Annotated in this window: 5 protein-coding genes and 1 riboswitch; all 5 genes read right to left on the reverse strand. The window is 50.6% G+C overall.

The window, feature by feature from the left end; all coding sequences use genetic code 11:
* Window positions 1–355, reverse strand: a 355-nt coding sequence (locus RDN69_RS05125; protein WP_288218318.1) for a cation:proton antiporter, incomplete at its 3' end; no start/stop codon positions are given.
* Window positions 356–404: 49 nt separating this feature from the next.
* Window positions 405–476, reverse strand: a riboswitch (Fluoride riboswitch).
* A gap of 305 nt (window positions 477–781) precedes the next feature.
* A complete protein-coding gene (locus RDN69_RS05130) occupies window positions 782–3,832 on the reverse strand; it encodes an efflux RND transporter permease subunit (RefSeq protein ID WP_288218319.1) in 3,051 nt (1,016 codons plus the stop codon).
* Window positions 3,829–4,884: an efflux RND transporter periplasmic adaptor subunit gene (locus tag RDN69_RS05135; protein WP_159822786.1), complete on the reverse strand. Its 1,056-nt coding sequence runs from the start codon at window positions 4,882–4,884 to the stop codon at window positions 3,829–3,831. Before RDN69_RS05135 ends, RDN69_RS05130 begins: the two co-directional genes overlap by 4 nt.
* A gap of 161 nt (window positions 4,885–5,045) precedes the next feature.
* Window positions 5,046–6,563 carry an amino acid permease gene (locus RDN69_RS05140; protein ID WP_288218320.1) on the reverse strand — a complete coding sequence of 506 codons (1,518 nt, stop codon included), beginning with the start codon at window positions 6,561–6,563 and terminating at the stop codon, window positions 5,046–5,048.
* Between the two features lie 357 nt (window positions 6,564–6,920).
* Entirely contained in the window at window positions 6,921–8,837 is a 1,917-nt protein-coding gene (gene gyrB, locus RDN69_RS05145) for a DNA topoisomerase (ATP-hydrolyzing) subunit B (protein ID WP_034437162.1), read from the reverse strand.
* Between the last annotated feature and the right edge of the window lie 26 nt (window positions 8,838–8,863).

Here is an 8,863-nt window from a genome sequence, read left to right on the forward strand (position 1 = left end):
CCCCCATAACCGCCGCGTCCATTCTTGTTATCCCAAGCATAACAGGCGCCAGCAAAATATACCCGATAATCTCGAAGGTAGCCGGTATAAAGGACAGTAAAACAGCCGGCCTCCCCACTTTCTTCAGATCGGCTAAGTCCAAAGATAATCCCGCTCTGAGTAAAATGATGATGAACGCCATTTTTTTCAAATCTGCGGAAATAGAAAGTAATGCAGGATCTAAAACATCAAAAACAAACGGACCCAATACCATGCCGGTCATTAACATGCCAATGATTTTAGGAAGTTTGAGTCGTTGACAAATAGCCCCCATGGCTAAGCCAAGAAGAAAAACAAGTGATAATGATGTTAACATGAAAAATTCCCCCTTAAACGCAAAAAGCTGATGCCTTCTGCAACTAAAAGTAATTGTAGAAGTCATCAGCTTAATAAACGGTTTAGGTTACCCAAGGGAGAACTTCATTCCCTTTCATACATCTTTGGAATCGGATGCTATCCATTCCAAGGATGTATTCGACATATGATTGTTTTCGCCTCTTTAGAATACGGTCAGCAAATCTCCCACAGACTAAAAAGGTTTATAAATTCAATTTATTTCATTTCATATTATACCATTTTTTCGACTTATTTTAATAACTTTATTTCATTTATTGCCCTATTCGTATAACAAGATGACAACATGTAACTGCACTTCAGCACGCCCGCGAAAGGCAGCCTTTCAGCGCGTACGTACGCTTACAAAAAGATCCCATCCTCTGACGTCAGAGGATGGGATTTTTATTTACTCTTCTCTCCGATAGACCCATGTGTAAATCGCAGGCAGGAAGAAAAGCGTGAGGAGCGTCGCGATGAGCAGGCCGCCGGAGAAGGCGAAGGCCATCGGTCCCCAGAAGTAGGAACGCATCAGCGGGATCATGCCCAAGATCGCGGCGAGCGCGGTAAGCATGATCGGCCGGAAACGCATCATGGCGGCGTTGATGACGGCCTCGTGGAGAGGTTCGCCATCCGCGCGGTGCGTTTCGATCTGATCGAGCAGAATGATCGAGTTACGAATGATCATGCCCGACAGCGCAATGATGCCGAGAATGGCGACGAAACCGAGCGGTTTACGCGTCAATTGCAAGGCGATGATGGAGCCGATAAGACCGAGCGGCGCGGTGATGGCCGCCAGAATCATGAGTTTGATTTTGCCGAGCTGGAACATGAGGACCATGAGAATCACGAAGATCATGACCGGCATGACGACAACGATGGAGTGTACGGACGTATGACTGCGCTCGACACTGCCGTCATATTCGAGAGCATATCCCGTCGGCAGATTTTCACGGAAATCGGCAAGTGTTTTCGTGTAGATCCGCTCCGAAACGGTATCGGCCGGCGTATCATCGGCGACATTGGCGCGAATGGTAATGGTCGGCGTTAAGTTACGCCGCCAAATCATCGTATTTTCCGTGGTCGGCGTGAGCGTCGCGAATTGACCGAGCGGCACGTAACGGCCGCTGCCGACATGCACGGCAAGGTTCGCCAAATCGCCCAATTGCTGACGTCCCGGCGGCAAGCGGAATTTGACCGGTACGAGTTGATCGCCGAGGTAGGCCGATGATACCTGGTAGCCGGAAAGCTTGGTGTAAAGATCGGCGGCGACGGCGTAATTATCCGCGCCGAGTTGACGAATCCGGTCCTGATCGATTTTGACTTCGACGGACGGCGTCATCTGCGGCCAATCCATATTGACCAGACTGATTTCTTTATCTTTCTGCATCAATTGCACGACTTCATTGGCGTACTTCTGCAGTTGCTCTGTATCCGGACCGGACAGACGATACATGATCGGATACGGCGCCGGCGGACCGGTTTGAATCAAGCGAATATTGCTGCGGACATCGGGAAAATGATCCGCCAGCGCTCGCTCCACATCGGTTTGCAGGGAGCGACGCGCGTCGGTGTCGGTCGCGACAATGACCGTCTGCGCGTAGTTGGTGCGCGGCGGCACCGGTTCAAACGGTAAAATAAAGCGCGGCGCGCTTTCACCGATATAACTGGTAACGGACTCAACACGTTTGTCCCCGTAAAAATGAGCCACAAACTCGTTGGTCATTTTTTTCGTCGCTGCTTGCGTCGCACCGAGCGGCAATTCCGTTTCGACAATCAGTTCCGGTCGAACGGACGCGGGGAAAAATTCTTTTTTCAACAACGGATAGGAAATCGCCGCGATCAGAAACGCGGCAATCGTCGCGATCACAACCGTCTTACGATAACGCAGGACGGTTTCCAACGAATTTTTAAATCCGTTCAATAACTTCTTCTGGAACGCGCCCCAACGTGTTTCCTTTTGCTCATCCGGCGGCGTCACTTTAATCATTTTATAGCCCAATACGGGGCTGACGAGTACAGATGCGAACCAGGAAATTAAAAGCGCGATCGCAGTGACGGAAAAAAGGCTTTCCGTGTATTCGGCGACAATCCCTTTGGCAAGACCGATCGGGATAAACGCGGCGGCGGTAATCAGCGTGCCGGAAAGCATCGGAAACGCGGTGATTTCATAGGCCGCGGTCGCCGCATGCAACCGATCCACACCCTCTTCCAATTTGCGTTGCATCATTTCCACGACGATGATGGCGTCATCGACCAAAAGACCGAGCGAAATGATCAGCGCGCCTAAGGATACGACCTGCAAATCGATCGCAAAGTAATGCATGACGATGAAAGTAGCCGCGACAACGACCGGAATACACAGCGCGACGACCGCGCCGGAGCGCCACCCCAACGCGAGGAAGCTGACCACCAACACAATCACGATCGCCTCGGCAAGCGCCCGTGTAAATTCATTGATCGCGCCGGTGACGACTTCCGGCTGGTTGGTGACCTGACCGATCTCCAAGCCTACCGGCAAATCATTTTTATACTGCGCAATCGCCTCCGTCAATTCATCGCCGAGATTCAAAACGTTTCCGCCCGGCGCCATGGAGATCGCAACGCCGACGGCTTCTTTACCATTGAACATCATGACCGGATTTTGCGGGTCGGCGTACGCCTGCTTGACGGTCGCGATATCACCGAGACGAATGGAGCGTTCACCCATGTGAATGGACAAATTTTGAATGGCTTCCGCGGAATCCAAAAGCCCCGTGATGCGCAATGCGACATTATGCGAACCGGTACGCACAGAGCCGGCGGGCAACAATGTGCCCTGCTGTTGCAGCATTTGGAAGACCATGCGCGGATCGATACCGAGCTGCGCCAGTTTTGCTTCTTCCATTTCGATATAAATCGTCTGCTCCTGAACACCGAGCAATTTTACTTTTTGTACTTCGGGAATTTTCAAGAGCTCACGACGCAAAGTTTCCGCGTATTCCCGTTTTTCCTCGTAGGAAAAATCATCCCCGGTAAGCGCGTAAATCGAGCCGTAAACATCATCAAACCGATCATTCATGAACGGGCCGACGACGCCTTTCGGGAGTTCGCGCCAAACATCATTGGTGAGATTGCGCACATCGGTCCAGGTCGGCCGCACGCTTTCTTTGGGAAGATCTTCGCGCAACCAAACGTAAATGACCGTGGTATCTCCGTTGGTGAAGCTTTTGATGTAATCAAGCCCCGGCGTATCCTGCAATTTCTGCTCGATCTTATCGGTGACCTGTTCGTTCATCTGCGCGGCGGTCGCGCCCGGCCAAGCCGCGGCGATCGTCATCGAGCGAATCGAAAAGTCGGGATCTTCGCGCCGACCCAAGTCAAAGAAACTGACGATGCCGGCGATTAAGATCGAAACGATAAAAAAGTAAACGATGGGGCGGTGTTTAACCGCCCATCGCGCTAAGTTAAATGATTTCATATCCGGACCGCTTGCCCTTCCGTCAGATTTTGCGCACCGGCCACGACGACCCGATCCCCTTTATTGAGACCGGAGGTAATTTCCACCTGATCGCCTCGGTACGCCCCTGTCGTTACGTTAACAAGAGTGACTTTCTCATCCCGCACGACCCAAACGGCCGGCGTTTTGGATTGCGGCGCAAGCGCGCTCAAAGGCACCAGTATCTGTTCGCCGGACGCGCCCGTGAAATGCACTTCGGCAGTACTGCCGAGCGCTAATTGCGCCGGCGGATCGCTGAGCGTCAACTTCGCGTCATAGGTTCCCGTTTTCGGATTCGGCGCCGGTGAAACTTCGCGCATCACGGCGGTCGATTTTTGATCCGGCAACGCCCAGAACGTCACTTCGGCGGAGCTGCCCACCGGATAATCGGAAATATTTTTTTCCGTAAGGGAAATTTGCACATCCAAACTGCTGTTATCGACGATCGCCACGACCGGCATACCCGCGCTGACGACCTGACCGATTTCCGCCATGATCATGCCGACAACACCGTCACGATCCGCCCGCAAAGTGGCAAACGACGCCTGATTTTGCGCCCGATATAAAGCAGCCTGCGCCTGATCGTGCTGCGCTTGTGCCAATTGCTGTTTGCTGCGAACTTCGTCAATTTTCAACGCCGAAATCGCGTCTTGCGCATAGAGAGTTTCCATACGCGCGAGTGTTTTATTCGCGAGTTCCAATTGCGCGGCGGCGGCGTCGACCTGTCCCTGCGCCGCGTCGACTTGCGCTTCCACATCATTCGCGTCTAACGAAAATAAGGGATCGCCCGTTTGGACACGATCGCCGGACTGCACGAATTTATGCACGATTTTCCCCGGGATTTGAAATCCTAAAGGAGATTCCGTACGACCGTGCACCGTGCCGGAGAACGAATTTTCCGCCGCGGTTTCCGTCGCGCCGATAACCATCGTTTTGACCAATGGCGGCTGCACTTCGGCTGTCGAACTTTTGCCGCATCCCCACACCGCCAAACATAATACCGTCAACATTAACCATTGCCACCAATGCTTCATTATGCTGCCTCCATCTATCGTCTTTTTTCCACGGCGATTTTTTGTTTAGATATATTATATCAACCAGCCCTGTAAATAGCTAATTATTATCTCTTTCGCTTTTATTGTTTAATTTTTTATAAAATAAAAACGACCCCTCTCGGGATCGCTTCTATTTTCATTCAATCGTCAACTTCTTCGCCGCTTTGCGCGAGCAATTCGTCGTCATGCGGATCCAAATTGACTTCTTCCAACGGAATTAATTTCGTTTTATATTTCATCTTATACCAAAAATGCACGGCGAGGAATACCGGAATGCCGACGTACGCGACACTGGCGCCGTACCAGTCAATTTTCGGACCGGTAAAAGCGCTATAGTTTTGCCCCGCCATAACAACCAGGCACAAGACCAGCGCGAAAATCGGGCCGAACGGATACAGCGATGCTTTATACGGTAAATCATTCAAATCGTAACCCTGGCGAATATACGCGCGGCGGAAACGATAGTGGCAAATCGCGATACCGACCCAGGTGATGAAGCCCGCCATACCGCTGATGTTGATCAGCCAATTGTACGTTACACCGTCACCGATGAAGCTCGTCAGGAATGCCACAATACCGAACGCGGCCGTCGCAAACAATGCATTGGTCGGAATACCGCGCTGATTGACTTTCAGGAACATTTTCGGCGCTTTACCTTCCGCGGCCAACGCGTACAGCATGCGCGTCGATACATACACGCCCGAGTTGCCCGCCGAAAGTACCGCTGTCAAAATAACCGCATTTAAAATACCTGCCGTAGCCGGTAAACCGAAACGTTCAAAGACGAGCGTAAACGGACTGATGGAAATATTTTCTACCGAACTGTTTAAAAGGTTGGGATCCGTGTACGGAATCAGAAAACCGATGACCGTAAACGAACCGAGATAAAACAGCAAAATACGCCAAAAAATATTGTTGACCGCTTTCGGTACGTTTTCTTTCGGATTTTCCGATTCGCCCGCCGCGACACCGATCATTTCCGTGCCCTGGAACGAAAAACCGGCGATCATGAAAATCCCGAGAACGGCCGCCCAGCCGCCGACAAACGGCGCCTCTCCGACCGTCCAGTTCGTAAATCCGGGCGATTCGGCGCCGATGCCGAAAATCAACAATGCACCGACAAAGAGAAAGACGATAACGGTCATGACTTTCACGCCGGCAAAAATAAATTCACTTTCACCGAATAAGCGCGTCGACATATAGTTTAAGCCGAAGATCAGGACAAAAAATAACGCGCTCCAGACAATGGACGGTGTATCGGGAAACCAATATTTCATAATCAGGGCACTGGCGACCAGTTCCGCCGCCAATGTAATGGCCCAGTTGAACCAGTAGTTCCAACCGAGCGCAAATCCGAATGCCTCATCCACAAACCGTGCGGCGTATGTTCCGAATGAACCGGAAACCGGCATGTAAGTCGCCATTTCCCCCAAGCTCGTCATCAAGAAATACACCATGATACCGATGAGTGAATATGCGAGCAGCGCACCGCCCGGACCCGCTTGGGAAACCGATTCCCCGCCGGCCACGAAGAGACCGGTACCGATGGCGCCGCCAATGGCGATCATGTTCATATGACGTGCTTTCAGACTGCGTTTCAATTTCGGTGCATTCTCTTCTCCCGGAAGATAGCCGTCTGTCAAATGAGGTTCCGCCATCTGTCATCACCTTCTTTTCATTTTTTATTAGGTCAATTATAGCATTAGAGTCTGAAAATGCAAGCCAAAATACTTTTTTTCCATAAAGATTCCTTTTGGTTATTATTTTTCTCTGCAGTTCAGTGTTTTTTCTCTTGTTTCCATCGATTTTGACAGGAGTTTAATGACGTAATATACGTATATGGTAGTCGTTTCTTATTATCGTGCTTTTTATGTCTATATATGGTACTAATCCATTTTTAATCGCTTTTATTTCTCTTGCGGCGAGGATATTTTGTCATATATCAATGAATCCATCTGAATCACGCGCGCAAGTTTACCTGAAAAATCGCATAAAAAAACGGCCGAAGCCGTTTTTTACAGATCGAGGTTGGTAACATTTTTAGCGTTTTCCTGAATGAAACGACGGCGCGGTTCCACTTTGTCGCCCATCAGTACGGTGAAAATCCGATCCGCCGCCATGGCATCATCCATACCGACCTGCAACAGCGTGCGATACTGCGGATTCATCGTCGTATCCCAAAGTTGTTCGGAGTCCATTTCACCGAGACCTTTGTAACGCTGCACGGTGATATTTTCCCGGCCGACCTCATCCAGTTTTTGCGCCAATTCTTCGTCACTGTACATGTACCATTTGCTGCGTCCTTTGCGCAATTGATACAGCGGCGGCTGCGCGATATAAATGTGCCCCTCTTCCAGTAACGGGGTAAGGTAGCGGTAGAAGAATGTCAACAGCAAGGTACGAATATGCGCGCCGTCGACATCGGCATCCGTCATGATGATAATTTTATAGTAACGCAATTTACTGAGATCAAATTCCGGTCCGATACCGGTACCGAACGCGGTGATCATCGAGCGGATTTCTTCATTATTCAAAATGCGATCCAGGCGCGCTTTTTCGACGTTCAAAATTTTACCGCGCAAGGGCAAAATCGCTTGGAAACGACGATCACGGCCGGATTTCGCAGAGCCGCCCGCGCTGTCACCTTCGACGAGGTAAATTTCCGTCATTTCCGGATTGCGTTCGGAGCAGTCGGCAAGTTTACCTGGCAAGCTTGAAACTTCGAGCGCGTTTTTACGGCGCGTCAATTCGCGTGCTTTGCGGGCCGCCTCGCGAGCGCGGCTGGCCAGCAGCGCTTTTTCAATAATTTTTTTGCCGTCGGCGGGATGTTCTTCCAGGTAAACGCGCAGGCCTTCCGAAATCAACGTATCGGCAATCCCTTTAACTTCGCTGTTGCCGAGCTTCGTTTTCGTCTGCCCTTCGAACTGCGGATTGGGGACTTTCACGCTGATAACGGCGGTTAACCCTTCGCGCACATCGTCACCGGAAAGATTTTCTTCATTTTCTTTAATCAGACCCGAACGCCGCGCATAATCGTTAATGGTGCGCGTCAACGCGGCGCGAAAGCCGGATAAATGCGTACCGCCTTCAATAGTATTAATATTATTGGCGAACGAGTAGACATTTTCACTGAAACCGTCATTGTACTGCATGGCGATTTCGATAAAAATGCCGTCGCGATCCCCTTCAAAGTCAATCACATTCGGATGAATCGTCGATTTATTCGTATTTAAATATTTGACGAAGGATTTCAGACCGCCTTCGTAATGGTAGCTTTCGGAATATTTTTCATCGTCGCGTTCGTCCGTTAACGTAATGCGCAATCCTTTATTTAAGAACGCGAGTTCGCGGAAACGCGACGCGAGCGTGTCGAATGAAAATTCCACGCCTTCTTTGAAAATTTCTTTGTCCGGCAAAAAAGTAACTTTGGTACCGGTGGTTTCGACATTTCCGTAAGAACGCAACGGTTCGCTGATATGACCGCGGGCGAAAACGATTTCATGTATTTTACCGTCACGCTGCACTTGTACGTCCATTTTTTCGGACAAGGCGTTGACGACAGATACGCCGACGCCGTGCAAACCGCCGGAGATCGTGTAGCCGCCGCCGCCGAATTTACCGCCGGCGTGGAGCACCGTCAACACGACTTCGATCGCGGGACGACCGGTTTTATGCATGTCGACAGGAATGCCGCGGCCGTCATCGACCACGGTCACGCTGTTATCCGGATGAATCGTGACTTCAATATGAGTACAGAAACCGGCCAACGCTTCGTCGATGGAGTTATCTACCACTTCATACACCAAATGGTGCAGACCGCGCGACGAAGTATCACCGATGTACATCCCCGGACGTTTGCGAACGGCCTCCAACCCTTCCAGGACTTGAATATCCTGCGCGCCGTAGCCGGCTTTACGAGTATTTGCTGCCATAGTTTCCTCTTTTCAAAAATTTATTC

This window comes from uncultured Negativicoccus sp. (assembly GCF_902480485.1).
Taxonomy (GTDB): Bacteria; Bacillota; Negativicutes; order Veillonellales; family Negativicoccaceae; genus Negativicoccus; species Negativicoccus succinicivorans.